Here is a 24,540-nt window from a genome sequence, read left to right as displayed (position 1 = left end):
ATGACGATCAAACTGCACAACACCCGGACTCGGACGAAGGAAGATTTCGTGCCGATCGATGCCGATAATGTGCGGATGTACGTCTGTGGTCCGACGGTTTATGACCGTGCTCATCTGGGGAACGCGCGGCCTGTCGTGGTGTTCGACGTCCTATACCGGTTACTGCGGCATACCTATGGCGCGGACCACGTAACTTACGTGCGCAACTTCACCGACGTTGATGACAAGATCAACGCAACGGCGCTGGCCCGTCAAAAGGCCGGGGCAGATGGAACGTTGGAGCGGTTGGTGCAGGAACGGTCGGACGAGACAATCGGCTGGTATCTTCACGACATGGGAGCGTTGGGTGCGTTGGAGCCCAACTACATGCCGCGCGCGACTGAATATATCGGTCAGATGATCGCGATGATTCAGGACCTGATCGACAAAGGCCACGCCTACGCGGCCGAGGGGCACGTTCTTTTTGCTGTCGACAGCTGGAAAACGCACTACGGGTCACTGTCTGGCCGATCCGTTGATGACATGATTGCTGGGGCGCGGGTTGAGGTCGCGCCTTACAAAAAAAACCCGATGGATTTTGTTTTGTGGAAGCCATCCACCGACGAGTTGCCGGGCTGGGACAGCCCATGGGGACGTGGGCGTCCGGGATGGCACATAGAGTGCTCGGCCATGAGTTATGAGTTGTTGGGGGACAGTTTTGACATCCATGGGGGTGGCAATGATCTGATGTTCCCGCACCATGAAAATGAGATTGCACAAAGCTGCTGCGCGCATCCCGAAGGTGAGTTTGCCCGGTACTGGCTGCACAATGAGATGTTGCAGGTGGAAGGCAAGAAGATGTCGAAATCACTGGGCAATTTCTTCACCGTGCATGATCTGCTGGAACAAGGTGTTCCCGGGGAGGTGATCCGCTTTGTCTTCCTTCAGACCCACTATCGCAAGCCGATGGACTGGACTGAGAAGAAGGCGCGTGAGGCTGAGGCCACGCTACGCAAATGGCGGGCGCTGACTGCGGGCATCGAGCCCGCCGCCAGCGCGGCACCCGCGGTTGTCGCTGCGCTGAGTGATGACCTGAATACAGCGGGTGCTTTGGCTGACCTCTACCGTCTGGCTGCAGATGGGGATGCAGCGGGCCTGTTGGCAAGTGCGCAGTTGCTGGGGCTGTTATCACCGGAAATGGGGGCGTGGGCGGACACAGCTTCGTTGGACCTGGCCGCCTATGAGGATCGGCTTGCGGATGCGCGGGCCGTTGCGATGCAAAGCAAGGATTTCTCGGAAGTAGATCGCCTGAAGGCTGCCTATCTGGCCGCCGGGCTGGAGGTCCGTATGAGCAAGGACGGGGTCGAATTGGTGCCGGGTGCCGGTTTCGACGCGGCCAAGCTAGAGGAGGTGTAATGTCAAAGGAACGTTTATACCTCTATGATACGACCCTGCGGGACGGGCAGCAGACGCAAGGGGTGCAATTCTCAACCGCCGAAAAAGTGCAGATCGCGCAGGCGCTTGATGCGCTGGGGCTTGACTACATCGAGGGCGGCTGGCCCGGCGCAAACCCAACGGACAGCGCGTTCTTCGAAACTGCTCCGAAGATATCGGCGCGGTTGACCGCCTTCGGGATGACCAAACGCGCGGGTCGGTCGGCAGAAAATGACGATGTGTTGGCCGCTGTGATGAACGCGGGCACGCAAGCGGTCTGCCTAGTGGGAAAATCGCATGATTACCACGTGACTCAAGCGTTGGGAATTTCACTGGAGGAGAATGTTGAAAACGTTCGGGCCTCGATCGCGCATGTCGTGGCGCAGGGGCGTGAGGCCCTGTTTGATGCCGAACACTTCTTTGACGGGTATAAGGACAATCCAACCTATGCTGTCGATGTGTGCCGGGCCGCTTTGGAAGCTGGTGCCCGTTGGGTCGTGCTGTGCGACACAAACGGTGGTGCGCTTCCGGCCGAGGTCTCGCGCATCGTGACCGAGGTGATCGCAGCGGGGTTGCCGGGCGACCGCCTCGGGATTCACACGCACAACGATACCGAGAACGCGGTGGCCTGTTCTCTGGCCGCTGTTGATGCCGGTGCGCGACAAATTCAGGGGACTTTGAACGGTTTGGGTGAGCGTTGCGGGAATGCGAACCTGACTGCTCTGATCCCGACCTTGTTGCTGAAAGAACCGTATGCATCAAACTTTGACATCGGCGTCAGCGTCGATGCCTTGGCCGGTTTGACCCGTGTCAGCCGAATGCTTGACGACATCCTGAACCGGGTGCCCAGCAAGCAAGCGGCTTATGTCGGGGCGTCTGCCTTTGCGCATAAGGCCGGGCTGCATGTCAGCGCGATTCTCAAGGACCCGTCGACCTATGAACATGTTGATCCCACCTCGGTTGGGAATGCGCGGATCATACCGATGTCGAACCAGGCGGGGCAGTCGAACCTGCGTAAACGGCTGACCGAAGCGGGGCTGTCCGTTGACAAAGATGATCCGGCCCTTGGCCGCATCCTGGATCGGATCAAACGCCGTGAGGCTGATGGTTACTCCTACGACACCGCTCAGGCCAGTTTTGAACTGCTGGCACGGGAGGAGTTGGGGCAACTGCCCGAGTTCTTCGAGGTTAAGCGCTACAAGGTCACGGTTGAGCGGCGAAAGAACAAGTACAACAAGATGGTCAGCCTGTCTGAGGCGGTGGTTGTTGTGAAGGTGGACGGGGAAAAGAAACTGTCGGTCAGCGAGTCTTTGGATGAGGACGGCAGCGACCGGGGCCCGGTTAACGCGTTGGCCAAGGCTTTGGCAAAGGATCTGGGGCAGTATTCTCAGGTTCTGGCAGATATGAGGCTGGTTGATTTCAAGGTGCGCATCACGCAGGGCGGCACAGAGGCCGTGACCCGCGTGATCATCGACAGCGAAGACGGGCAGGGGCGGCGGTGGTCAACCGTGGGCGTCAGCGCGAATATCGTTGATGCCTCGTTCGAGGCATTGTTGGACGCAATCCAGTGGAAACTGGTGCGTGACGCAGGGCCGCAAGCGGTAGTGGCCGAGTGACCGTTGGTTTCGACGATGACGTCAAGGCCTGCGCTGCTCTGGTGCATCGCGCCGACCCGGATCGCTTCATGGCGGTTATGGCAGCGCCTGTTGCTGTGCGACCAATGTTGTTCCCGCTTTATGCCCTGAACGCCGAGGTTGCGCGCGCACCCTGGGTCACGCAAGAGGCGATGATTGCCGAGATGCGTTTGCAATGGTGGCGCGACGCGCTGCAAGAGATCGCTGATGGCAAGCCCGTACGCCGGCATGAAGTCGTAACGCCTCTGTCTCAGGTTCTGTCGCCGGATTTGGCGGCGATGCTTGATGAATATGTGGCCGTAAGACGTTGGGATATCTATCGTGATCCGTTTGAGGATGAGGCACATTTTGACGCCTACATCGACCACAGTTCCGGGTCTTTGATGGTTGCGGCCGCGCATGTTCTGGGTCCAGCGGATGAGACCGTGTTGCGTGATATCGGCTATGGAGTTGGCGTGGCGAATTGGCTTCGCGCCATTCCTGATCTTGAGGCGCGTGGCCGGATTCCGTTGTTGGACGGCACGCCTGATGGTGTGCGCGCGCTTGCGCAAAAGGCGCTCAGTCGGCTTCGCAAAGGTCGATCCAACGCTTCGCTCATTTCGGCACAGGCCCGACCCGCGCTTTATACCGGCTGGCAGGCTGAATGGGTGCTGCGGCGGGCTGCTACGCGACCAGATCGCGTTGCGGCTGGTGATCTTGCACAGGGTGAGATCCGGCGCAGGCTGTCCCTGATGTGGACGGTTGCAAGCGGTCGCTTGTAACTGTCAGACCGTTTCCGGCTCGGATGGTTTCAGGACCAGCCACAACAACGCGCCACCGGCCAGTGTCAGCAGGGGGATCATGGCCAGGTTGACCGCCGTCCATCCTTCGACCGGAGAGCCACCCGAACAGTTCATCAGCCCGCCGGAGGCCAGCGACGCAACCGTTACACCGCCGAACACCAGCAGATCGTTAAGACCCTGCATCCGGCCGCGCTCGCTCGGCTCATGGGAAGAGGCCAGCATGGTTGTGGCGCCAATAAAGCCAAAGTTCCAACCAATCCCCAAAAGGATCAGGGCGACGAAAAAATTACCCAGCTCAACGCCTTGCAGGGCAACCACACCGGCCGCCCCCAAAATCGCAAGACCAAGGGCCACGATTCTCTCAACACCAAATCGCGCGATCAACTGGCCGGTGAAAAAGCTGGGTACATACATTGCAAGAACATGGCTTGTGACCACGTCCGCAGCATCATCGGAACTGAACCCGCACCCGACGACCGCCAGCGGTGTCGAGGTCATCACCAGGTTCATCAGCGCGTACGAGACCATGCCGCAGATGATTGCCACGGCGATTCTAGGGGTCTTCAACATCTCAAGCCGGGAACGACCTTTTGGCGCGTCTTCTTTGGGTTTCTCGGGCTTTGGAATGTCGAGGAAAAGGAACAGGGCCGAGCCGATAACATTCACCGCAATAACGGCCAGATAGGTGCCGAGAAACGGAACGACATAGGCTTCTGCGGTCAGTTTTACGATTTGCGGCCCAATGATGGCGGCTGCCAGACCGCCCGCCATGACGTAGGAAATGGCTTTGGGCTGATAGTCGTCCGAAGCTGTATCCGCAGCGGCGAAACGATAAAAACCGTGCGCGCTCATGTATATACCTGTCAGCGCGCTGCCCAATAGAAAAATTGGGAAAGACCCCAGATAAAGACCATAGGCGCCAACCACGCCACCGAGGGCACCGGCCGTGGCCCCCACAAGGAAACCAACACGCCGCCCCCAACGCTGCATGATGGCTGAAACGGGGGTCGCCGCCAGCATTGAGCCGAGAACGATCAGCGAAATAGGCAGCGTGGCCAGACAAGGGTTGGACGCAAGCGACTGTCCCGCCAATCCACCAACGATAAAAATCATCGGCATCTGTGCACCAAGCACGGCTTGTGCCGCCACCAATACGGCGACATTGCGCTTGGCCTGGCTGTTGTCGGGGGTCGTGGTCGTCATTGTCATGAGCTCTTCCGTATCTTTCAAACGCCAGTCATACAAGCGGGTTGCATCTGCGACAAAGCAACCTAACGTGAGCGCACTGCAAACAGCCTGGAGCGCCTATGTCCGTAGGACGTATTATCGAGACACCTGAATGCGTTTCAGAGGGGGCCGCTTGGCTGGCAGATAGCTGTCCGCGCATGGCTTGGGCGATGGACCAGACCGGCCCACTGCCTTTGCGCCGACGCCCTGACGGGTTTGCGCAGCTTTTGAGCGCAATAGTGAGCCAACAGGTCAGCGTGGCGTCGGCCAACGCCATTTGGAAGCGTTTGAAAGACGCAAATCTTACTGGGCCACGCAAGATCATGTTGGCAACAGATGAAGATTTGCGGTCAGTCGGGCTAAGCCGTCAAAAGATTCGATATGCGCGTGCATTGGCTGAGGCGCGCATTGATTACAAAGCGTTACGCACCTCTTCTAATGCAGATGTAATCGCCACGCTGACCGAAGTGCCCGGCATCGGGGTTTGGACGGCTGAGATTTACGCGATGTTTTCGCTGGGCCGTGCCGATGTCATTGCGCCGGGCGATCTGGCACTGCAAGAGGCTGCGCGAATTCTCTATGACCTGCCCACACGTCCTACGGACAAAGAGCTGCGCAAGATGGCCGAGGCCTGGTCGCCCTGGCGGTCGGTTGCGGCGCGTGTGTTGTGGGCCTATTACCGGGTGGCCAAAGAACGAGAAGGGATCAGATGACACGGGTTTTGAATGCGCTCCGAAAAGAGCCTGTTTCGGGCGACACACGCTCGGTCGTGGTGTTCGTGCATGGGTATGGCGCCAATGGGGCCGACTTGCTGGGCCTGGCTGATCCGCTAGGTGAACATCTGCCCGACACGCTGTTCGTCGCCCCGGATGCGCCCGAGCAGATTCCTGGAATGCCAAACGGGTTTCAGTGGTTCCCAATTCCATGGATCGACGGTTCGTCGGAAGAAGAAGCGCAGCGCGGCATGGAAATGGCCATTCAGGATTTCAACGCCTTTCTTGATGCGTTGATGGTGGATGAAGACGTTTTGCCTGAGCAGGTCGTTCTGTTCGGTTTCTCGCAGGGCACGATGATGAGCCTGCATGTTGCCCCACGTCGCGAAGACCCGGTCGCGGGAATCGTTGCCTTTTCCGGTCGATTGCTGGAACCCGACCTGCTTGCTGACGAAGTTGTCAGTCGAATGCCCATCCTGTTGGTGCACGGTGACGCGGATGATCTGGTGCCGCCGCAATCGTTGCCCGAAGCCGCCGAAGCGCTTCAGGCTGCGGGGTTTAAAGAGGTTTACGCCCACATCATGAAGGGAACCGGCCACGGAATTGCACCGGACGGCCTGAGTGTTGCGTTGGCCTTCATGCGCGACAAGTTGAGTCTGTAGCGGTGATTACCGTTCGCCCGATGATGTCCGAGGACGTGAGCATCGCGTGCCAAATCCTCAACGAAATCATTCAGATCGGCGGATCAACCGCATTTGAAACCACGTTTACGGAAGCTTTATTCAGGCAATCTTTTTTGGAGAATTCAGACAAGATTTGCTGTCACGCTGCGCTTGACGATCAAGGTCAGGTGACCGGTTTTCAGTGGCTGGGCGAGTATGATGCCCTTCCGGCAGGCTGGGCCGACATCGCCACGTTCACGCGTCGTCAGCCCGTCTTGAAAGGGGCTGGGCGGGCTTTGTTTGGGGAAACTTCAAAATTCGCCGCATCAATTGGAATTGTTTCTATTAACGCAACAATTAGGGCCGATAACGGGATGGGGTTGAGGTATTATGAGAAAATGGGGTTTTCTGACTATTCAGTTGCTTGCGGCGTACCGTTAATGGATGGGACACCGGTTGATCGAATCTCAAAACGCTTCGACATCAAGAGAGAAACAGTTTCCTGAACGCGCCGGGCTTAGGCCCACAGGTGCCGCTCGGCAAACTCTACAGAGTTTCCAGACGGATCACGCACGTAAAGAGAGCGCGCACCGTTGGGCCAGTCGAATTCCGAGTCAATCGGAATGTTCCAATCCAAAAGGTGCTTCCGCATCACGTCAATCTGTTCCCGGGTAAGGATCAAACAGACATGGCCTGGTCCTCGTGCTCCGTGGGGTGGTACAGGGAACTGGGTATTCCCAGGTGACTTTTCAGTTTCATCTGCGTTGAACAGCAACAAAACAGAACTTCCGACACGAAAAAAAACGTGTCGCTCGGCATCATGCTGGATTTTCTCAAGTGAGAGGATCTCTCCATAAAAGCGTTCTGCGGCAGCCAGGTCGTCGACATACAGCGCGGCCTCAAGAATGCCTTCGGGTACAGGTGTCTCAGGTGTAACTTTCATGCTGTAACTCTATCACATGGCGCGTTTTTTGTCATCGGCGCGGGCGGCGGTCCCGTTTTCGTTGTTGCCCGACATTCAACTCGGGCGCAGGTAGACTATCCCACTGGCCGGGGTCCAAACCGTCCAACGTCCAATCGCCGATCTTTGCACGGATCAGGCGCAGGGTTGGGTGGCCAACGGCTGCGGTCATTCGCCGTACCTGCCGATTGCGACCTTCGCGCAGGGTCAGTTCGATCCAGCAATCAGGCACTGTCTGTCGCACCCTGATCGGTGGATTTCGCGGCCAAAGCCCATTTGGCTCGTCAATTAACCGCACCTTGGCGGGGCGGGTTAGCCCGTCTTTCAACTCGATCCCATTTCGGAGGGTCGCCAGCGCGGCTGAATCGGGCAAACCCTCGACCTGCACCCAATAGGTTTTGGCCATCTTGTGCTTGGGATCAGAAATCTGCGCCTGCAACCGGCCGTTGTCAGTCAGCAGCATCAACCCCTCACTGTCACGATCCAGGCGCCCGGCCGGATAGACACCGGGCAGGTCGATAAAATCTGACAACGTGCTGCGTGGTGATTCCGAGTTTGCGCGGTCGGTGAACTGCGGCAAGACGTCATAGGGCTTGTTGAATCGAATGAACCAGCTCATGACCCACGCCATAGCTTGAAGGACACGGTTGGCGCAACCTGTGGATAACTGTCACGCAGATGTTACGGATTCGCCTTAACCAATCCGCGAGATATTGTGGAAACTCAGGGCTTGTCAGAGTTTTAACACGATATATAGTTAAGTTGTGGACAGGGCGGGTGATGCCCGCTCTGACGTTAAAAACGGGCAGAGCAGAGCCAGGAGCGATTCTGATATGGATGGAGAATTCAGGACCGAATTTGTCAGGGAACCCGGTGCTCTCAAGCATCATCCGGCATTGGTTTTGAACGCCGATTATCGCCCGCTGTCTTATTACCCGTTGTCCCTATGGCCGTGGCAAGAGGCGATAAAAGCTGCCTGGCTGGACAGGGTGGATATTGTGGCCGAATACGACGAGGTTGTCCGAAGCCCGAGCACCGAGATTCGAATACCTTCGGTGGTTGTCTTAAAAGACTATGTAAAACCCAGAAAGCGCGTGGCCTTCACGCGCTTTAATTTATTTCTAAGGGATGAATTTCGCTGCCAGTACTGTGGTTGCCGCGATAATCTGACTTTTGACCATGTTGTCCCGCGCGCTTCGGGCGGTGTCACAAGCTGGCAAAACGTGGTGGCAGCCTGCAGCCCATGCAATCTGAAGAAAGGGTCCAAGTCGCTAAAACAGGCGCGGATGACCTTGCGCAAGCCGCCACGTCGACCAGATGCCGAAGCGCTCAGAAACATCGGTCGGAAGTTTCCTCCGAACCACCTGCATGAAAGCTGGATTGACTTTCTCTATTGGGACGCGGAACTGGACGAGTTTTGACGGCCCGAGCGCCACGCAGCAATCCACAGCAATCCCAGAACGCCCGAAAGAACGGCGTTCCATCCGGCCATGGACAGCCCGAACATCTGCCACGGTATCTCGTCGCAGCGCACCAGCGGTGCAGACATGATCTGGTCCATCAGTTCCTGCGCTGACAAGCCTCCGATATCGCCGGCGGAACAGCTAGAGGGTCCTTCCCACCATCGTTGCTCGACCCCGGCGTGAAACACACCAATCCCCGCCGTTGTAAGCGCAGCCAATGCGCCCAGCAGCGGCAAAAGATTGGCACGCGGCAGCGTTAGGGCCAGGGCCCCGATCAAGATGGCCGCGCCATGCGGGTAGCGCTGCCAGATGCACATTTTACACGGTGCAAGCCCGCCTAGATACTGAAAGCCCCATGCGCCCAACAGTAACACCGCGGATCCACTCATTGCGATCAAAACCAGAGTGCTTTCACGGGTCATAGGAGTTTTACCACGTAGAATCCACCGATCAGAAGGGCGATGAACAGGGTGAACATCAGGCCTAGGCGTCTTTCAATGAAGGTCCGGATTGGTTCCCCAAAACCCCACAGCAGCCCGGCCACTGCAAAGAATCGCAATGCACGGGCCAGAATCGACGTAGCAATGAACGTACCCAATGGCATTCCCGTCCATCCGGACATGATGGTGATGACCTTGTAGGGGAACGGCGTGACGCCAGCCGTCAGGACGGCCCAGAACCCAAAGTCGTTAAAGCGGGTATTAAACGCTTCCATCGCTTGAGCTTTGCCCATGGACTGCAATACGGGTTGGCCGATGCTTTCGTAGAAAAACGCACCGATGGCATAGCCCAGCAACCCCCCCAGCACTGAGGCCACCAATGCCACGGTTGCGATCAGCCAAGCCCGTGATGGGCGGGCCAATATCATCGGAATCATCAGCACATCAGGTGGGATCGGGAAGACCGAACTTTCGATAAAGGCCACGAAAGCCAACGCCCACAAAGCATGCGGATGTTCGGCCAGACGAATGGTCCAGTCATAAAGCGATCGCAACATCTGGTGCTAAAACCCTGTTAGAACGTTGATCAAGCCAAAACACGCGCCCGGTGGGTCGTCAACCGCTGTGATGAAAACAATCTGCAATTGGGTTGGTTTTTGCCTCTGGACCTTCCCGGCTGTGAAGGCTAATGCAGTGTTCGTGGCCCAAGTGGCGGAATGGTAGACGCAGGGGATTCAAAATCCCCCGGTAGCAATACCGTGAGAGTTCGAGTCTCTCCTTGGGCACCACATCCTTGATAATCAAAGGGTTTCCTCGCCGGATGTAACGGTAATGGAGCCATATTTCTATGGATGCACGGGCACCCAAAGGGCTGTTTAAACGAGGCAAGGGATACGCACTAAGAGTTTCGGTTCCGGCTGAATATCAAACGATCATCGGTAAAAAGGAGATTGTCAGGGGATTAGGAACCCAAGACCTAAGTGAAGCATTGGTCAAACGGAAAGAGGTTCTCACTCAGATTGTTTCCGAATTGTCTGAGGGCAACCGGAGAGCCTCTCTCAGCGCGTTCCTTGCAGTCGTACCAATGCTGTCTTGCGTCCTACTGGCGCGTCCTTGATCATTGGGGTCTAGTCGATCCTGATGTTCGCAATCCCTTTTCGTCTCTCTTGCGGCGTGTCGCAGGTCAGAAGAAGAAAGCTGACCCACGAGAGAAGAAGCTGAGGCCAGTGACCCGGGAAGAGGCTGAAAGCCTTTTGTCCTACATCGCTGACAACGATGGTCTCAATTATCAGTTTGAAATGTTCGTTACCGAAAGGTTGCTCTGGGTTACTCGATGCCGACTGAATGAAATCTGTGGGCGCTACCCTGGCCTCGCGTTTACGCTGATCGGAGGGAGGCACTGGCCTTTATGTTCGGCCCGATACATTCACCGACTCCGTCAGGCTTGGCACCAATACGTTCCTGGAGGCTTGTCTGACGGCCATAGTCGGCACACAGCTTTTGACCTTCGGCGCCCTTGCGCGAATGATTGCGACCAAAAACGGGTTAGTGCTTGTTGGCGGTGCAAGCAGGGTGCTGCGCAACTGGGCGACAACAGATAATATTGCGTTACTTGCTTTCTGGCTTCTGTTGTTGGGGCTGTTTTTGTTCCTCATAGCGTTTGCGCAATGGGCATGGACAGGATTTGGTGACTTGCACACCCCGTTGACAACCAAGCTAACGGCGGCAGGTTTCAGTCTGATGGCAATATCCATTCAATCCGCGTTTGCAGCGTTTCTTTTCGGGATCATTGAAATTCCGGTACGACAGGGAAAAGAAGGTGCCTTGCTGCGGCAAACCTATGCAGCCCTTCCAGAAGAACACCCTTCGATAGAGTTCAGTCCTGCGGAAACGGGGAAAGTTCCGCGGTTACCCTCAGATATGAAGCTTTGAGCTTTGGGGTCAACCCTAGGGCTTGACAACCACCGTGTCAGATTCAAACGTCTAACGTGTTGGGAGATTTACACGTTGGCGTTTGCACCTATTGCGACATGCGTCCGCTTGCCTTAACCGACGAAGTCCCTGGAGGGGGGCTGTAAGGCGGTCTCCCATCCAGCAAAAGAATTGGGAGTTCTCAAATATGAAAAACAGCAGCAAGCTAAGCCTCGGCGCGGTGGTAACCGCAGCCCTCATGGCCCCGGCAGCGTATGCGGAAGAATTCATCACTATCGGCACAGGCGGCGTGACCGGTGTGTATTATCCGACCGGTGGTGCAATCTGCCGTCTGGTAAACAAGGGCCGTAAAGAACACGGCGTTCGGTGTTCGGTCGAGTCGACCGGTGGTTCGGTCTATAACATCAACACCATCCGCGAGGGTGAGCTGGAATTTGGTGTTGCGCAGTCTGACTGGCAGTATCACGCGTACAACGGCACTTCGAAATTCGAAGAAGCCGGCCCGTTTGAGAGCCTGCGCGCCGTCTTTTCGGTACATCCAGAACCGTTCACCGTTGTAGCGCGTGCCGATTCCGGCATCGCCAACTTTGAAGACCTGAAGGGTAAGCGCGTCAACATCGGCAACCCCGGTTCCGGTCAGCGCGGTACCATGGAAGTGCTGATGGGTGAATTGGGCTGGACCACCGGTGATTTCGAACTGGCGACCGAGTTGAAAGCGGCTGAGCAATCGGCGGCTTTGTGCGACAACCAGATTGATGCGATGGTTTACACCGTTGGTCACCCCTCGGGCTCGATCCAGGAGGCCACCACCGCGTGCGACTCGGTTCTGGTGAATGTCAGCGGCGAAGCCGTGGACAAGCTGGTCAACGACAACTCGTTCTACCGTACCGCAACCATTCCCGGTGGTATGTATCGTGGCTCTGACGGTGACACGGCAACCTTTGGTGTTGGTGCAACCTTCGTGACCTCGGCCGACGTGTCGGAAGATGCGGTTTATGCGGTTGTCAGCTCCGTCTTCGAGAATTTTGAAGACTTCAAAAAGTTGCACCCGGCATTCGCCAACCTCAAGCCCGAAGAGATGATCGCGGACGGCCTGTCAGCACCGCTGCATCCGGGTGCCGAGAAGTACTACAAAGAAAAAGGCTGGATTCAGTAAACCAGTCTTAAGGCAGGGTGCCCGCGGGCGCCCTGCATCAAGCCCGTAAAAAATGGGTGTTTTAAAAGGCCGCAAAAGGCCACGACGGGGAGACATTTCATGAGTTCCGACACACAATCTAATCGTCCGCTATCCGAGGAAGAACTGCAGGAGCTTGTAGCCTCTTCCGATGCAGGTGGGCGCAATCCGGTTGGCAATGTTGGGGTCTTCTTGGCCGTTGTGGCCGCGATCTGGTCGATCTTTCAGGTGGTTCTGGCCTCGCCACTGGCGAATTATGTTTTGCCTGGAAGCGTCGTGAACAACGCGCGGCAATTTCATTTGGCCTTTGCTATATTTCTGGCCTTTGCCGCCTATCCAGCACTGAAGTCGAGCCCGCGTGATTACATCCCGATCCAAGACTGGATCATGGGGATTCTTGGCGCGTTTGTCGCGCTTTACGGGTATTTCTTCTATCAGAAAATCGTCGATGCCGGCGGGTTGGCGGATGACGTCGACAAATGGGTTGCGCTGGTAGGCCTGTTGCTGTTGTTCGAGGCAGCGCGCCGCGCGCTTGGGCCTGCAATGGCGATCATCGCGACGATTTTCCTGGCCTATGTGTTTTTTGGCTCATCAGAGTGGGTGCCGGAAGTTATCCGCTGGAAAGGTGCCAGCCTTAAAAAGGCCATGAGCCACATGTGGATTACGTCCGAAGGCGTGTTCGGGATCGCCTTGGGTGTTTCTACGAAATTCGTATTCCTGTTCGTGCTGTTCGGCGCATTGCTCGATAAAGCCGGGGCAGGGAACTATTTCATAAAAATGGCCTTTGGCGCCTTGGGTCACCTGCGTGGCGGTCCGGCCAAGGCGGCTGTTGTGGGTTCGGCGGCAACCGGTCTGATCTCGGGCTCGTCCATCGCCAACGTTGTGACCACGGGCACGTTCACTATCCCGCTGATGAAGCGCGTTGGGTTTAGCAGCGAACAGGCCGGGTCGGTTGAGGTCGCGTCATCCGTAAACGGTCAGATCATGCCGCCGGTCATGGGGGCTGCGGCGTTTCTGATGGTTGAATATGTCGGCATTTCGTATGTCGAAGTGATCACACATGCCTTCCTGCCCGCTGCGATCTCATACATCGCTTTGGTCTACATCGTGCATCTGGAGGCGGTAAAGCGGAACATGCCGACGCTGGGTGACCGCGATGTGCATCTGGCACGCACGGTTGTTGGTATGCTGTCCTTCTTCCTTGTGTTTGCAGGTCTCTGTTATGGCTCGCAATTCCCGGTCGAAGCAGTCACAAGCTGGGCACCGTCTTCTGCTGGCATGATCCTGAGCCTTATAGTCTGCGCCGTCTATGTGGGTTTGCTGTATCTGGCGGCCCAAGTGCCGGATCTTGAGCCCGATGATCCAAACGCCCAAGAGGTGCAACTGCCGGTTATCGGTGACATCTATAAGGCCGGTCTGCACTATCTGCTGCCGATCATCGTGCTGGTCTATTTCCTGATGATTGAACAGAAATCTCCGGGTCTGTCAGCGTTCTGGGCCACGGCCTTGCTGTTCGTGATCCTGCTGACACAAAAACCGCTCAAGGCGTTGTTTCGCGGTCAACACACCCTGAGCGCCAGCTTTGTCGATGGCGTTGTAGACCTTTGGCAGGGCTTGATTGATGGTGCGCGCAACATGATCGGGATCGCGTTGGCAACCGCAACGGCGGGTGTGATCGTTGGCACCGTTACGTTGACTGGGGTAGGTCAAGTGATGGCCGATCTGGTTGAATTCCTCTCGGGCGGCAACCTGATCCTGATGCTGGTCATGGTCGGTATCCTTAGTCTCATCCTGGGTATGGGTCTGCCGACTACGGCGAACTACATCGTGGTCAGCTCGTTGATGGCTGGCGTGGTCGTCGAACTGGGTGCGCAGAGCGGGCTGATCGTACCGCTGATCGCGGTTCACTTGTTCGTGTTCTATTTCGGCATCATGGCGGACGTGACGCCCCCGGTCGGGTTGGCAAGTTTCGCCGCTGCAGCAGTCTCGGGCGGTGATGCGATCAGAACCGGTTTCACAGCCTTCTTCTATAGCTTGCGGACCGTAGCCCTGCCATTTGTGTTCATCTTCAACACTGATCTTCTGTTGATTGATGTGACCTGGGTTGAGGGGATAATTGTCGCCATATTCGCAACAATAGCAATTCTTGTCTTCACTGCGGGAACAATGGGCTACTTCCTGACCCATAGCCGTATCTATGAGAGCATCGCACTGATCTTCGTGGCCTTTGCATTGTTCCGACCAGATTACTTCATGGATCGCATTTCCCCACCATATGCGTCAGTTGAACCGTCGGCCTTTGTTGAAACGATCGGACAAACACCTCCGGGCACCGAGGTTCGGCTTGTTGTCAGCGGTCCCGACTTTGATACACTCGCGATGACGGACACTACCGTCATAGTTGCTGTCGGCAACGAAGAGGGTGGCGAGGCGCGGGTCGACGCTATGGGTCTGCTGCTGCTTGAAGAGGACGGTTTGATCAAACTGGAAGAGCCGATGTTTGGATCGCCAGTTGCTGATGAGCTGGGCAACTTCGACTATTACGGGGATGAGGCTGTGCGTTTGACCTCGGTCAGCTTGCCGTCCAGCCAACCGCCCAAACAGATGATCTACATTCCAGCAATGATCTTACTGGGTTTGATCGCCTTCCTGCAACGCGGCCGCGCCGCCAGACAAGAAGAGGTGCCCGCATGACACAGTCCGTTCTCTGTGCAGTCGACATAAGCAATGGCGATGTGGACGTAAATGTCCTGAAAACCGCAGCACGCTTGGCTGATCAAGACGACGCCCAACTGGATGTAGTGACGGTTTTGCCGGATTTCGGAGAAAGCTGGGTATCCGGGTTTTTCCAGCCGGATTTCCACGAAAAAGCTCTGGAGGATGCGCATAAACATCTTGTGGATTTATGCACTACGGTTTTGGGTGCCGCGCGAAACGACAAAGTTCGCCACGTTGTTGCCACTGGCACTGCGTATCGCGAGATCCTGAAGACGGCGGAAAGCGCGAACAGCGACCTGATCGTGATCGGTGCACATAAACCGGACCTCAAGGATTATCTGCTTGGTCCGAATGCCTCGCGCGTTGTTCGGCACTCCAACGCGTCGGTTTACGTGGTGCGCTAAGGTCAGACCGCTACAATCAAAACGGTGACAACGTCGGCCGCTAATAGCCTGTCATCTCAAGATAACCTCGTCCGGTGTGGCTGCCTTTGACGGTTACCGGACCCTCCCAGTATTCGAATTGCGTGGCCATCCACGCGTCCGGCGTCATCGCAGAGACCTCAACGTCCAAGCCACGGTCGGGGAGGGTGACGTGCCATTCGGTCGGCACGTCGCGTCCGGCCACGCGCGTTGTGTTCAGCGGCGTGAATGACGCAGACCCGTTAGGCAGTGGGGTCGTTGTGCCATCCGGGCTGATCCATGTGGCGGCGGTGAAATCACCGCGCCCGCCGCGCAGACGAAACGCCATCAGCTTGTCGCCATCGTCAAAGCTCAGTGAAAACCAGTCCCAACCAGTTTGATCGCTGGCCAAGGGTTGCGAAGACCATTCTCGATCCAGCCAGCCGTGACCGGTGACCGCCACATCGCCGTCAGGCAGGTTCAAAACCCCTTCGACCTCGAAGAACGGCTGGGAATAGTAATAGCTGGCTTGCCCATCGGCGGATTTGACCGAGTATCCGGCGTCTCCGTGAAACACCAGCGGGCCTTGCGCTGTGAGGTCAAGGTCATAGGCGAACTCGGCACCGCTGGCCGACAGGGACACTGTATTCAGGTCTGGCCCACGCATATACCATTCGTCGATCCATGCCTCGAACGGGTCGGCCGCCACACCAGCCTGACCGATTCCACCGCGTGAAAGACGTTCAGCAAAGTAGTGTGTTTCTGGTGTGGTTACGGCCGCATGACCCATCCAGAGTTGCGGGCTTTGCCAGCCGTCGGCTTCGGAAGGTTTCAGGGCGGACCGGAAGAGGGTCCATTGAATGCCATAGTCGCGCCCGTCCTCACCGGTAAGATTGGCGGTTAGGTACCACCACTCAATCCTATAGGTTGGATGCGGACCGTGATCCCGCGGGAATTCGAACTGGTAGTCGCGTTTGGGAACGTCGAACCCATCGGCGGACCCGCCTAAGCCTGCATAGCCCTGCGCCCACGATGCGATGGGTTGCAGAAGGATCAAAACAACAAGCCAAACTCTAGCGTTCATTGGCAAACACCCTCAAAAGATCAGCAGGCGGCAGGCGCAAGACCCGCAGGGCGGGCAGGGCAGCAGCAACCGCGGCAGCCAGTAAGGTCAGAACGAACAGGTACGCCCAATCCACCGGGAACAGAAACATAGGCAACCGCCAGCCAAAGGCCTGCACGTTGATCACCGCCAGCAGTGCCCAAGCCAGAACCAGTCCAAGTGGCAGGGCCAAAACGGCCGTCAACGCCGCCAACAATACGCTGCGCAAAAGCTCCAGCCGCGCCAGTTGCGCCCGCGTCAGCCCCAGCGCCCAGACTGGAGCGATCTGCGGCAGGCGCTGAGTCCATAACGTCAGCAGGCTGGTCAAAATGGCGAACCCGGCCACGCCAAGTGTCAATACGTTCAGAGCAGATGTCACCACAAAGGTATTGTCAAAGATGGCAAGCGACTGCGCCTTGACGGCGGCTTGTTGAACTACGGCCTGTCGAGACAGGTCGAACCTGTCACGCAACGCCTGTGCCAATTCGGTGGCGCGTTCAGGTGACACGCGTATGCCGAACTGGCGCGTCTCAGCCCCCGGTGCAATTAGATCAAGCTGTTGCATGGACACAATGGCCTGACCTGTTGGGTTCCCATAATCCGAATAGACGCCTGCAATGGTCAGAGTATGTTCTGCGTTCAGGGTCAGCATATCACCCGGCCAAAGATCCGCGCGGCGGGCCAATTGCTCGTTGATTAGCACGGCCTGATCCGTCAAAACCCGATCCCAGGCACTGTCTGATGAGGCGATGAGGGGCCAGTGGTCGCGATATGTTTCGTGATCGACCACGCCGTACAAGAAAAGCGGCCCGGTTTCGTGCGTTAACTCCACATTGCGGATCGGCAGGATGGCATCCACCTGAGGGCCAAGCCACTGCGCAATCTCTTTACCCTGCTGATCGTCCCGGGCAGTTACATACAGTTCGGACGTCAGGCGTTGATCCAGCCAGCCGACAAAAGTGAGTCGAAAGCTTGATACCATAGTTCCAACGCCGATATTCGCGGCCAGCGCCAGCAACAAGGCCATCAAAGCCAGTGATAACCCGGGCAGTTGCGCCTGCATGTCAGCCCAAACCCATTGGGCCACGGGCCCACGGGCGCGGCGCTGAAAAACGGAAAGCGCTAAGGTCAGGAAGTAAGGCAACACCAGTGCCGCACCTGTCAGGATACCCCCCACCATTGCAAATCCAGCGACCAGCCCTTCAACCGTGTAGCCGATGGCAAAGCCCCCGGTGATCAGAGCCGTCCCAATAAGGAAGCTGAAGCGTTGGCCCGATGTGGAACTCCGCCACGATTGCACTCCGGCCCCTGTGAGTATCGGCATCCTTGACAGGCGGAACAAGGCATGTCCGCTGGCAAGAAAAGTGCCCCCCAAGGCCATCCCTAACCCCGCCAGAGCCCATTCTGGCTGCAGCGATATTTGCCCGTCCACCGGCGCGCCGTACAACCCGCGCAAAGTTGCGGCGACGTCAGGCAACAGTGCTCCGGCCAAAAAGAACCCAAGGACCAACCCCAACGCACCACCGATTAAGGCTAATAAGGTCAGTTCTGCCGTGATCATCCAAACCAGTCGCCGCATTGAGACACCCAGCGCCCGCAGGGTGCGGATCATCGCGCGCCGCTGTGCGAAGGCCAAACCGACCGTGCCGTTGACGATGAACAGCCCCACGGCAAAAGACAGAAGGCCAAAGGCCGTGAGGTTTAAATGAAAGCTGTCGGTAAGCCGCTGTGTATCCAGTTGGGCCGAGGCTTCGACCCTTTGCAGGTCTGGCGCGATCTCGGACAGCGCAGGCACGCCGCGCGGCTGATCCGGCAAAATAACAAGCCGCGAGATCTGTCGGGGCCTGTTCAGCAGGGTCTCGGCCACGCCGATATCTGTTAAGATTAAGTCGGGCGGAACCGCGTCTGACACAACGATGGGCGGTAATTCAGTCTGCGATTTCAGGTGCTCAGCCAACTCCGGTGTAGCCAGCAAGCGTCCGGGTGCGGTCAACATATCGGATGGGTCTGGGGGCGCGTCGCTTTGCTCAGTCTGCGTCATGGCGGGAAGCGCGGGATAGGTCACCATGTCGACCCCCATCACCTGAACCGTGCGCCCGGCAATCCGTACCGGCCCTTCCAGAACCGCGGAAACCTGCCATCCAGCCCGGCGAAGCGCAACATACCGGTCAACCGCAATTGTTCCGGACGGATCGCGCAACGTGTCATAAAGGCCAAGGGCAAGCTGATCGCTTGCCCGCTGATAACTGGCACGAGCTTCCGCATTGATGGCCTGAACAGCCGACCACAAACCGGTCGCCAGTGCGATGCCAATCAACAACGTCGCCAATTGCAGCCGATGCCGCCGCCAATGCGATAGCAGAGCCTGTACTATGGCAAAGGTCATACGATATGTCCGCCAGCCAAATGTGCCTGCCGATCCAGACGCGCCGCGATGTCTTGTGAATGGGTGACCAGCAGCAAAGCAGCCCCCGTTTCCGCAACAAGCGAGAGCATCAGGTCCAGAACATTCGCACTGGCTGTTTCATCCAGATTGCCGGTTGGTTCATCTGCCAAGAGCAGTTTCGGTCGCACGGCCATCGCGCGCCCGATGGCGACGCGTTGCTGCTGTCCGCCGGACAGATTTTCCGGATAGCGGGTTAACAAATCGGCCAAACCGAGCCTTTCGGCCAGTTGTGCGCTCCAACCTGTGTCTTCGCGGTTTGCCAGCCGTGCGTGGAATGACAGGTTCTGGCCAACGGTCAGTGACGGGATCAGGTTGAACTGCTGAAAGACCAACGACACGCTTTGACGTCGCAAGGCAGCGCGTCCACGATCATCCAACGGCGACAGGGCAGTTCCATCCAGTGTGATCTCGCCACCGTCAAAGCTGTCTAAGGCGGCAGCAAGGTTCAAAAGCGTGCTTTTACCGCTGCCGCTTTCGCCGGTCAGCGCAAGCGTCTGCCCATGGTCCAGCGTCAGCGAGACATCCCGAAGAACCGGACGCCCGCCGGGATAGGATTTCTGGACCTTGTCGATATTCAGCAGCATTCAAAACCCCTTGCACGGTGCAAGCCACAATGTGCAGCGCCGCAGCGCAGAGTCCAGCACCAAGGCGTTCACGTTTCGCTTTGTCACAGCCTTGTTCTTTTGCGGACAAATCGCCATTGTGTCCGCACTTTTTTGGAACCGGGGTACAGCTTGATGACATTAACGCAGCAGATTTTATGGGGGAGTATTTATCTCGGGATCTGCTTTCTGATCGAGATTGCCCTTTTGACGTGGTGCACCCAAGTGGTCCGTCAAATGTCCATTCGATTAGAGAACAGCAAGCGGTTCCTTACCATCGCTGGGCCGATCAGTATGGCCTTGGGCTTCATCGTAGCGATCCATACATTCCAGGTCTGGCTCTGGGCCATTGTCTGGGTGCTGAGAGACGTTCTTCCGGACTGGAATACAGCCCTTTATTTCTCGTTGGTGACGTTCACGACGCTGGGCTACGGTGACGTCGTGCTGGGCGAAGATCTTCGTATTTTTGGGGCATTCGCATCGGTCACCGGGCTTTTGGCCTTTGGGCTGTCTACTGCGTTCATGGTTGCGTTGTTTACCCAGGTGTTCAAGGAAGAGTTGATATCTTAAAGGATCGGCGCAAACAAACGCGCCAGTGGCGAGCCGAACCGGATATATGCGGGTTGCTCGGGCAGGTTGCGCGTTAGTTCATAACTCTTCTCAAAATCTGCGCGCAGCATTTTGTCCACGGCATTAGCCGCACGCTTATCGAAAAACAATGCCATTGCTTCGAAATTCAACCGGAATGAGCGGTTGTCCAAATTGGTTGTGCCCACTGCAGCCAAGGTATCATCGACGACGAAAACCTTTTGATGCAAAAAGCCATCGGTGTATCGAAACACCCGAGCTCCGCATTCGCGGATTTCGTCGAAATAGGCATAGGCGGCCAGCCAGGGCAGGCGATGGTCAATTACATCCGGGACCAGAATGCGCACGTCGACACCTCGCAGTGCGGCATGTTGCAAGGCTGTCATGACGTCGATATCGGGCACGAAATAAGGCGACGCGATCCAAATTCGATTCTTGGCCGCAGTGATGGCCGAGAAAAACATCATCGCGCCGGTTTCCGTCTCGTCCCCGGGACCTGTTGCGACCAATAGGGCATTCATGTCCTGATCGGATTCATCCCCAGCCCAATCCAGCAGGTCGATCAGATCCTCTTCGTGGGCCCAGTGCCAGTCTTCGACAAAAATCAACTGCAATTGCCTGACGATGTGGCCGGTCATTTTCAGGTGTGTATCGCGCCAGTGACCGAAATGGCTGTTCTGGCCCAGATATTCGACGCCGACGTTGTGACCTCCGATAAATCCGATTTCGCCATCTATGATCACGGTTTTGCGGTGATTGCGGTAATTGAGTTGAAACCGATGCTGCGGGCCACGCCTGTCGCGCGGGTTGGCTACCTCGACCCCGGCTGCGCGCAAAGCGTCCAGATAGGCCGTCGGCAGGCCATAGCTGCCCACCGCATCGGTCATGAAACGAACAGAAACCTTGCGTTTTGCCGCCGCGATCAGCTTGGACTGAAGCTTTTTGCCAAGCGCATCGTCGCGGACAATATAGAACTGGATCAGGATATAGCTTTTTGCGGCGTCGATGGCATCGAAGATGGCGTCAAACGTGGCCTGTCCGTCGATCAACAGCTCAGCCCCGTTGCCACGGGATACGGGCAAATGCGCCAGCGCCTCGAACGGGCGGGGGTTGATGGACATCGTCGAAAGATCAGGCTGTGAGAAATCCGCAAAGCTCTTGATACCTTCAACAACTCGTTCGCTTTGCTTACGTGCGATCCGATATCCTCGGAACCTGTGATGCCCGAGAAACAGGTAAAGAGGTACGGCAAAGAACGGCGCCGAGATCAGGAACACCACCCAGCCAACCGCACCCTGAGGCGTGCGCGCTGTCTGAGCCGCCCGGATCGCAAAGACCGCAGCCGTCAGGTACAGGAAGAAGACGGCTGCGGAAACAAGCAATGTCCACATGGGGTTATCAGTCTCTGAGTGTCTTAATCGCCCCCAGTGTAGATGCGATCCCAGTCTTGCGCCATATCAACTATGACCCAGCCCAATTCAGGGCCTTTGTCCAACCCGTCGACCAATTTTCCGATCGGGCTTTCGCGGTCATAGGCCCATTCACGCTGGGCATCTGTGTGATGAACCAGAATGCCCAGACGCGGCCCAGAGCCCGCGGTTGTCCATTCAAGCATTGCAAAATCGCCATCGGAATTTCCGCCAGCCAGTATTGGCCGTCGCCCGATTGTACGCTCGATATTGATCGGCTTACCTTCCTTGTCGTCGATAAACGCAATGCCTGGGGCCTTGATAATTGCGGGGGCTCCGTCACCTGTTTCATATATGGTGTCCGTGTAAGTGCCAAGTATCTGCTCTGGGGGTATGCCATAAGCTTCTTCGGCGAATACCCTCATGAAATGCAGCCCGCCACCTGAGACGATATAGGTGCGAAACCCTTCGTCTCTGAGATAGCGCAGCAATTCGACCATTGGCTGGTACGTCATCTGGTCATAGGGCAGGCCTGTATCGGGATGCCGCGCGGTGTCGAGCCAGTTCGCGACCGAGTCCTGAAACTGCTCGACACTGACACCAGCGTGAGAGGCGTTGACAACCTCGATCAGCGCGTCATGACCGCCGTCGACGATGGCCTGCAAGTCCCCCTCAGCCGCCGCTTCCAATGTCGGGTTGGATAGGATTGAAGGGTCAGCGTTTGCCAGCTCGGCCAAACGGTCCATCGCGAAGGTCAGTTGAAAATAGACCGGTTGTTCTGCCCATAGCGTTCCGTCATTGTCGAACACAGAGATACGGTCTGCCGGTGTCACATAATCGGGACTATCCGGATCAGTGACGGCGTTTACGAACTCGATAATGCGGGTCTTCGTGTCCGATTCAGTCCAGCTAGGCAACGGGTCGGCCAAGACAGCGAACGGAGCCATGAAAACGGCAGTGGCAAGAAGGGCGGTTTTCATGAGGAAATCCTTTTATCAATCTAGAAAGGGCCGCCTTTTGACGGGCGGCCCTTTGTTCTCAAAAGTTGTTAGTTGCTGGTTGGTGAGGTCAGTTTTTCCATCACCTTGTCGAGGCTGAAGCTCGCCGCTTCCTGCCGCGGCGGATACTCCGCAAAAGTGGCAAGGAATTGTGCGACGTACTGTTGTGCGGGCACCAGCATGAAGGCACGGTCGATCATCCAGTCGTAATAAGTGTTCGACGTGCGGTATCCCCGTTCATAAGGATCACGCCGCAGATGCGTGATCAGTGGCACGCGCAGCGGTGTCAACGGTTCCATCCAGGCGCGCAACGTGGCCCATTCTTTCTGCTCAAGGAAGGTGATTTTCCAGTTGCGATACCGCAGCGCCGCGAGGTCCCCGTCATCGGTAAAGTAGAAGATCTCGTCGCGCCCGCTTTCGTCGGTCTCACCGGTCAGCATCGGCAGGATGTTGTAGCCGTCGAGATGCACGCGGTATTCGCGGCCCGCCATCTCATTAACCGTGACGCCCTCCAGCAGATCTTCCTTGATCGTCTCGTTACCGGCGGCAGCGAGGAAGGTCGGCAACCAATCCATGTGGTGGACGATTTCATTGGAAACGGCACCCTCTGCGATCCGGCCGGGCCACCGGACAAAGGCCGGAACACGCCATCCGCCTTCCCACTGGGTGTTTTTCTCGCCCCAGAACGGCGTCATCGCCGCATCCGGCCACGTGTTCATGTGCGGCCCGTTATCGGTCGAGTAGAAGACAATGGTGTTGTCGGCGATACCAAGTTCGTCCAGCACGTTGAGGAAGTCGCCGATGTGCATGTCATGCTCGATCATGCCGGCGGTGTATTCATCGGCGTTTTCCCCATTGTAAAGGCCGTTGGCCACTTCCCGCATCTCGTCTTTGACGTGGGTACGGAAGTGCATCCGTGTGCCCGACCACCAAACGAACCAAGGTGTACCGGCCGCAGTTTGTTCGCGGATGAAGGCAATGGCCGCCTCGGAGGTTTCATCATCGACAATCTTCTGCCGTTCTATGTCGAGCGGGCCGGTGTCTTCGATGTTCTGTGTGATTTCCGTTTCGGAGTAGCTGGCCGAGGACCGGATCACGCCACGCGGCCCGAAGCGCTCAAGAAAGGTTGTGCCGTCCGGCAGCACCAGATCACGAGGATAGTCCTCGTTCTCGGGCTCTTCCTCGGCGTTGAGGTGATAGAGGTTGCCAAAGAACTCATCAAAGCCGTGGTTCGTGGGCAAATGCTCGTCCCGGTCGCCAAGGTGGTTTTTGCCGAACTGTCCCGTTGCATAACCTTCGGCCTTGAGAAGGCCTGCGATGGTCGGATCCTCGACCCGCATGCCTTCTTCCGCACCTGGCAGGCCTACCTTGGAAAGACCCGTGCGGAACACCGACTGACCCATGATGAAGGACGACCGCCCCGCGGTGCAGGATTGCTCACCGTAATAGTCGGTAAACATCATGCCCTCGGCGGCGATCCGGTCGATGTTGGGCGTGCGGTAGCCCATCATGCCAAAGGTGTAGGCTGAGATATTGGACTGACCGATATCGTCACCCCAGATAACTAGAATGTTGGGCTTTTGATCTTGCGCCCAAGCGGGGATTGCCAAAGTAACGGCGATTGTAGCCACAGCAAAACGACGCAGGTTCGTGCGCCAACGGTCTGCAAACGGACGTGGTGGTGACATGATGTGCTCCCGTTCTGGAATGGGCTTGATGAGCCCGGAACATTGATTTGTTTGATGGCTGGCCAAATCAGCCCAAAAGCTTCTTAAAAATCGAAATCTGCACGGCGATGTTTCAGCTTGCCGGGAATCGAACACCGATAGCTTAGGATAACAGCAGGATTGAAAACCAATCATATGATGATATTGA

The 24,540-nt window shown here is 56.9% G+C and carries 24 protein-coding genes and 1 tRNA gene; 14 read left to right on the top strand and 11 right to left on the bottom strand.

Annotation, left to right across the window (positions count from 1 at the left end; translation table 11 throughout):
• The 3 genes from cysS to AVO44_RS01075 are packed head-to-tail and all read left to right on the top strand — an operon-like array spanning position 1 to position 3,808.
• The gene (gene cysS / locus AVO44_RS01085; RefSeq protein ID WP_068331410.1) at positions 1-1,395 is read left to right on the top strand and encodes a cysteine--tRNA ligase; all 1,395 of its coding nucleotides are present in this window, start codon (positions 1-3) and stop codon (positions 1,393-1,395) included.
• Positions 1,395-3,029, top strand: a complete 1,635-nt coding sequence (gene cimA, locus AVO44_RS01080; protein WP_068331408.1) for a citramalate synthase — start codon at positions 1,395-1,397, stop codon at positions 3,027-3,029. Before cysS ends, cimA begins: the two co-directional genes overlap by 1 nt.
• On the top strand, positions 3,026-3,808 hold the full coding sequence (locus AVO44_RS01075; protein WP_068331406.1) for a squalene/phytoene synthase family protein: 783 nt from the start codon (positions 3,026-3,028) through the stop codon (positions 3,806-3,808). Before cimA ends, AVO44_RS01075 begins: the two co-directional genes overlap by 4 nt.
• 3 nt (positions 3,809-3,811) lie before the next feature.
• Here AVO44_RS01075 and AVO44_RS01070 read toward each other — a convergent pair whose 3' ends face one another.
• The gene (locus AVO44_RS01070) at positions 3,812-5,038 is read right to left on the bottom strand and encodes an MFS transporter (RefSeq protein ID WP_068331404.1); all 1,227 of its coding nucleotides are present in this window, start codon (positions 5,036-5,038) and stop codon (positions 3,812-3,814) included.
• Positions 5,039-5,136: 98 nt separating this feature from the next.
• Here AVO44_RS01070 and AVO44_RS01065 point away from each other — a divergent pair, with 98 nt between their 5' ends.
• Genes AVO44_RS01065 through AVO44_RS01055 form a run of 3 tightly spaced genes read left to right on the top strand, consistent with a single transcriptional unit; the run spans position 5,137 to position 6,937 of the window.
• Positions 5,137-5,769 carry a DNA-3-methyladenine glycosylase family protein gene (locus tag AVO44_RS01065; RefSeq protein ID WP_068331402.1) on the top strand — a complete coding sequence of 211 codons (633 nt, stop codon included), beginning with the start codon at positions 5,137-5,139 and terminating at the stop codon, positions 5,767-5,769.
• Entirely contained in the window at positions 5,766-6,431 is a 666-nt protein-coding gene (locus AVO44_RS01060) for an alpha/beta hydrolase (RefSeq protein ID WP_068331400.1), read from the top strand. The genes AVO44_RS01065 and AVO44_RS01060 overlap by 4 nt, the downstream gene beginning before the upstream one ends.
• A gap of 23 nt (positions 6,432-6,454) precedes the next feature.
• On the top strand, positions 6,455-6,937 hold the full coding sequence (locus AVO44_RS01055; RefSeq protein WP_233421893.1) for a GNAT family N-acetyltransferase: 483 nt from the start codon (positions 6,455-6,457) through the stop codon (positions 6,935-6,937).
• Between the two features lie 11 nt (positions 6,938-6,948).
• Here AVO44_RS01055 and AVO44_RS01050 read toward each other — a convergent pair whose 3' ends face one another.
• Positions 6,949-7,374 carry a VOC family protein gene (locus tag AVO44_RS01050; RefSeq protein WP_068331398.1) on the bottom strand — a complete coding sequence of 142 codons (426 nt, stop codon included), beginning with the start codon at positions 7,372-7,374 and terminating at the stop codon, positions 6,949-6,951.
• A 31-nt stretch (positions 7,375-7,405) separates the two neighbouring features.
• Positions 7,406-8,011 (bottom strand): rRNA large subunit pseudouridine synthase E, encoded by a 606-nt coding sequence (locus tag AVO44_RS01045; protein ID WP_068331396.1) that lies wholly within the window; start codon positions 8,009-8,011, stop codon positions 7,406-7,408.
• A gap of 214 nt (positions 8,012-8,225) precedes the next feature.
• Between AVO44_RS01045 and AVO44_RS01040 the strand changes: the two genes are divergently transcribed.
• Positions 8,226-8,813 carry an HNH endonuclease gene (locus AVO44_RS01040; RefSeq protein WP_068331393.1) on the top strand — a complete coding sequence of 196 codons (588 nt, stop codon included), beginning with the start codon at positions 8,226-8,228 and terminating at the stop codon, positions 8,811-8,813.
• Here AVO44_RS01040 and AVO44_RS01035 read toward each other — a convergent pair.
• Positions 8,783-9,277 (bottom strand): disulfide bond formation protein B, encoded by a 495-nt coding sequence (locus AVO44_RS01035; RefSeq protein ID WP_068331390.1) that lies wholly within the window; start codon positions 9,275-9,277, stop codon positions 8,783-8,785. The two genes, AVO44_RS01040 and AVO44_RS01035, sit on opposite strands and share 31 nt — an antisense overlap.
• Positions 9,274-9,852: a YqaA family protein gene (locus AVO44_RS01030; RefSeq protein WP_068331388.1), complete on the bottom strand. Its 579-nt coding sequence runs from the start codon at positions 9,850-9,852 to the stop codon at positions 9,274-9,276. The genes AVO44_RS01035 and AVO44_RS01030 overlap by 4 nt, the downstream gene beginning before the upstream one ends.
• A gap of 145 nt (positions 9,853-9,997) precedes the next feature.
• Here AVO44_RS01030 and AVO44_RS01025 point away from each other — a divergent pair.
• From AVO44_RS01025 to AVO44_RS01000, 6 genes are all read left to right on the top strand, one after another.
• Positions 9,998-10,083: transfer RNA gene (locus AVO44_RS01025), tRNA-Leu, on the top strand.
• A 59-nt stretch (positions 10,084-10,142) separates the two neighbouring features.
• Entirely contained in the window at positions 10,143-10,412 is a 270-nt protein-coding gene (locus tag AVO44_RS21755; protein ID WP_420865710.1) for a DUF6538 domain-containing protein, read from the top strand.
• A 383-nt stretch (positions 10,413-10,795) separates the two neighbouring features.
• On the top strand, positions 10,796-11,227 hold the full coding sequence (locus AVO44_RS01015) for a hypothetical protein (RefSeq protein WP_068331384.1): 432 nt from the start codon (positions 10,796-10,798) through the stop codon (positions 11,225-11,227).
• 187 nt (positions 11,228-11,414) lie between these two features.
• The gene (locus AVO44_RS01010) at positions 11,415-12,383 is read left to right on the top strand and encodes a TAXI family TRAP transporter solute-binding subunit (RefSeq protein WP_068331382.1); all 969 of its coding nucleotides are present in this window, start codon (positions 11,415-11,417) and stop codon (positions 12,381-12,383) included.
• Between the two features lie 99 nt (positions 12,384-12,482).
• A complete protein-coding gene (locus AVO44_RS01005; protein WP_068331380.1) occupies positions 12,483-15,095 on the top strand; it encodes a TRAP transporter permease in 2,613 nt (870 codons plus the stop codon).
• Positions 15,092-15,523 carry a universal stress protein gene (locus AVO44_RS01000; RefSeq protein WP_068331378.1) on the top strand — a complete coding sequence of 144 codons (432 nt, stop codon included), beginning with the start codon at positions 15,092-15,094 and terminating at the stop codon, positions 15,521-15,523. Before AVO44_RS01005 ends, AVO44_RS01000 begins: the two co-directional genes overlap by 4 nt.
• A gap of 40 nt (positions 15,524-15,563) precedes the next feature.
• Here the strand turns inward: AVO44_RS01000 and AVO44_RS00995 are convergent, their stop codons facing one another.
• Genes AVO44_RS00995 through AVO44_RS00985 form a run of 3 tightly spaced genes read right to left on the bottom strand, consistent with a single transcriptional unit; the run spans position 15,564 to position 19,652 of the window.
• Positions 15,564-16,604, bottom strand: a complete 1,041-nt coding sequence (locus AVO44_RS00995; protein ID WP_068331376.1) for a lipocalin-like domain-containing protein — start codon at positions 16,602-16,604, stop codon at positions 15,564-15,566.
• Positions 16,594-19,008: an ABC transporter permease gene (locus tag AVO44_RS00990; RefSeq protein WP_068331374.1), complete on the bottom strand. Its 2,415-nt coding sequence runs from the start codon at positions 19,006-19,008 to the stop codon at positions 16,594-16,596. Before AVO44_RS00990 ends, AVO44_RS00995 begins: the two co-directional genes overlap by 11 nt.
• Positions 19,005-19,652, bottom strand: a complete 648-nt coding sequence (locus AVO44_RS00985; protein WP_068331372.1) for an ABC transporter ATP-binding protein — start codon at positions 19,650-19,652, stop codon at positions 19,005-19,007. Before AVO44_RS00985 ends, AVO44_RS00990 begins: the two co-directional genes overlap by 4 nt.
• A gap of 153 nt (positions 19,653-19,805) precedes the next feature.
• Here AVO44_RS00985 and AVO44_RS00980 point away from each other — a divergent pair, with 153 nt between their 5' ends.
• Positions 19,806-20,240: an ion channel gene (locus AVO44_RS00980; protein ID WP_068331370.1), complete on the top strand. Its 435-nt coding sequence runs from the start codon at positions 19,806-19,808 to the stop codon at positions 20,238-20,240.
• Here the strand turns inward: AVO44_RS00980 and cls are convergent.
• The 3 genes from cls to AVO44_RS00965 all read right to left on the bottom strand — a co-directional run bounded on the left by cls (position 20,237) and on the right by AVO44_RS00965 (position 24,353).
• The gene (gene cls / locus AVO44_RS00975) at positions 20,237-21,649 is read right to left on the bottom strand and encodes a cardiolipin synthase (protein WP_068331367.1); all 1,413 of its coding nucleotides are present in this window, start codon (positions 21,647-21,649) and stop codon (positions 20,237-20,239) included. The genes AVO44_RS00980 and cls overlap by 4 nt on opposite strands.
• A 23-nt stretch (positions 21,650-21,672) precedes the next feature.
• Positions 21,673-22,647: an HAD family hydrolase gene (locus tag AVO44_RS00970; protein WP_068331365.1), complete on the bottom strand. Its 975-nt coding sequence runs from the start codon at positions 22,645-22,647 to the stop codon at positions 21,673-21,675.
• 68 nt (positions 22,648-22,715) lie between these two features.
• Positions 22,716-24,353 (bottom strand): arylsulfatase, encoded by a 1,638-nt coding sequence (locus tag AVO44_RS00965; protein ID WP_068331362.1) that lies wholly within the window; start codon positions 24,351-24,353, stop codon positions 22,716-22,718.
• Positions 24,354-24,540: the final 187 nt, after the last annotated feature.

The organism is Ruegeria profundi (genome assembly GCF_001507545.1).
Classification (GTDB): domain Bacteria; phylum Pseudomonadota; class Alphaproteobacteria; order Rhodobacterales; family Rhodobacteraceae; genus Ruegeria; species Ruegeria profundi.
This window is presented reverse-complemented; position numbering and strand designations above follow the sequence as displayed.

What these genes read in the sequence shown, in the direction of transcription:
- cysS (WP_068331410.1), top strand. Translation starts at nt 1, where the DNA reads ATGACGATCAAACTGCACAACACCCGGACTCGGACGAAGGAAGATTTC.
- cimA (WP_068331408.1), top strand. Translation starts at nt 1,395, where the DNA reads ATGTCAAAGGAACGTTTATACCTCTATGATACGACCCTGCGGGACGGG.
- AVO44_RS01070 (WP_068331404.1), bottom strand. Translation starts at nt 5,038, where the DNA reads ATGACAATGACGACCACGACCCCCGACAACAGCCAGGCCAAGCGCAAT.
- AVO44_RS01065 (WP_068331402.1), top strand. Translation starts at nt 5,137, where the DNA reads ATGTCCGTAGGACGTATTATCGAGACACCTGAATGCGTTTCAGAGGGG.
- AVO44_RS01060 (WP_068331400.1), top strand. Translation starts at nt 5,766, where the DNA reads ATGACACGGGTTTTGAATGCGCTCCGAAAAGAGCCTGTTTCGGGCGAC.
- AVO44_RS01055 (WP_233421893.1), top strand. Translation starts at nt 6,455, where the DNA reads ATGTCCGAGGACGTGAGCATCGCGTGCCAAATCCTCAACGAAATCATT.
- AVO44_RS01050 (WP_068331398.1), bottom strand. Translation starts at nt 7,374, where the DNA reads ATGAAAGTTACACCTGAGACACCTGTACCCGAAGGCATTCTTGAGGCC.
- AVO44_RS01045 (WP_068331396.1), bottom strand. Translation starts at nt 8,011, where the DNA reads ATGAGCTGGTTCATTCGATTCAACAAGCCCTATGACGTCTTGCCGCAG.
- AVO44_RS01040 (WP_068331393.1), top strand. Translation starts at nt 8,226, where the DNA reads ATGGATGGAGAATTCAGGACCGAATTTGTCAGGGAACCCGGTGCTCTC.
- AVO44_RS01035 (WP_068331390.1), bottom strand. Translation starts at nt 9,277, where the DNA reads ATGACCCGTGAAAGCACTCTGGTTTTGATCGCAATGAGTGGATCCGCG.
- AVO44_RS01030 (WP_068331388.1), bottom strand. Translation starts at nt 9,852, where the DNA reads ATGTTGCGATCGCTTTATGACTGGACCATTCGTCTGGCCGAACATCCG.
- AVO44_RS21755 (WP_420865710.1), top strand. Translation starts at nt 10,143, where the DNA reads ATGGATGCACGGGCACCCAAAGGGCTGTTTAAACGAGGCAAGGGATAC.
- AVO44_RS01010 (WP_068331382.1), top strand. Translation starts at nt 11,415, where the DNA reads ATGAAAAACAGCAGCAAGCTAAGCCTCGGCGCGGTGGTAACCGCAGCC.
- AVO44_RS01005 (WP_068331380.1), top strand. Translation starts at nt 12,483, where the DNA reads ATGAGTTCCGACACACAATCTAATCGTCCGCTATCCGAGGAAGAACTG.
- AVO44_RS01000 (WP_068331378.1), top strand. Translation starts at nt 15,092, where the DNA reads ATGACACAGTCCGTTCTCTGTGCAGTCGACATAAGCAATGGCGATGTG.
- AVO44_RS00995 (WP_068331376.1), bottom strand. Translation starts at nt 16,604, where the DNA reads ATGAACGCTAGAGTTTGGCTTGTTGTTTTGATCCTTCTGCAACCCATC.
- AVO44_RS00990 (WP_068331374.1), bottom strand. Translation starts at nt 19,008, where the DNA reads ATGACCTTTGCCATAGTACAGGCTCTGCTATCGCATTGGCGGCGGCAT.
- AVO44_RS00985 (WP_068331372.1), bottom strand. Translation starts at nt 19,652, where the DNA reads ATGCTGCTGAATATCGACAAGGTCCAGAAATCCTATCCCGGCGGGCGT.
- AVO44_RS00980 (WP_068331370.1), top strand. Translation starts at nt 19,806, where the DNA reads ATGACATTAACGCAGCAGATTTTATGGGGGAGTATTTATCTCGGGATC.
- cls (WP_068331367.1), bottom strand. Translation starts at nt 21,649, where the DNA reads ATGTGGACATTGCTTGTTTCCGCAGCCGTCTTCTTCCTGTACCTGACG.
- AVO44_RS00970 (WP_068331365.1), bottom strand. Translation starts at nt 22,647, where the DNA reads ATGAAAACCGCCCTTCTTGCCACTGCCGTTTTCATGGCTCCGTTCGCT.
- AVO44_RS00965 (WP_068331362.1), bottom strand. Translation starts at nt 24,353, where the DNA reads ATGTCACCACCACGTCCGTTTGCAGACCGTTGGCGCACGAACCTGCGT.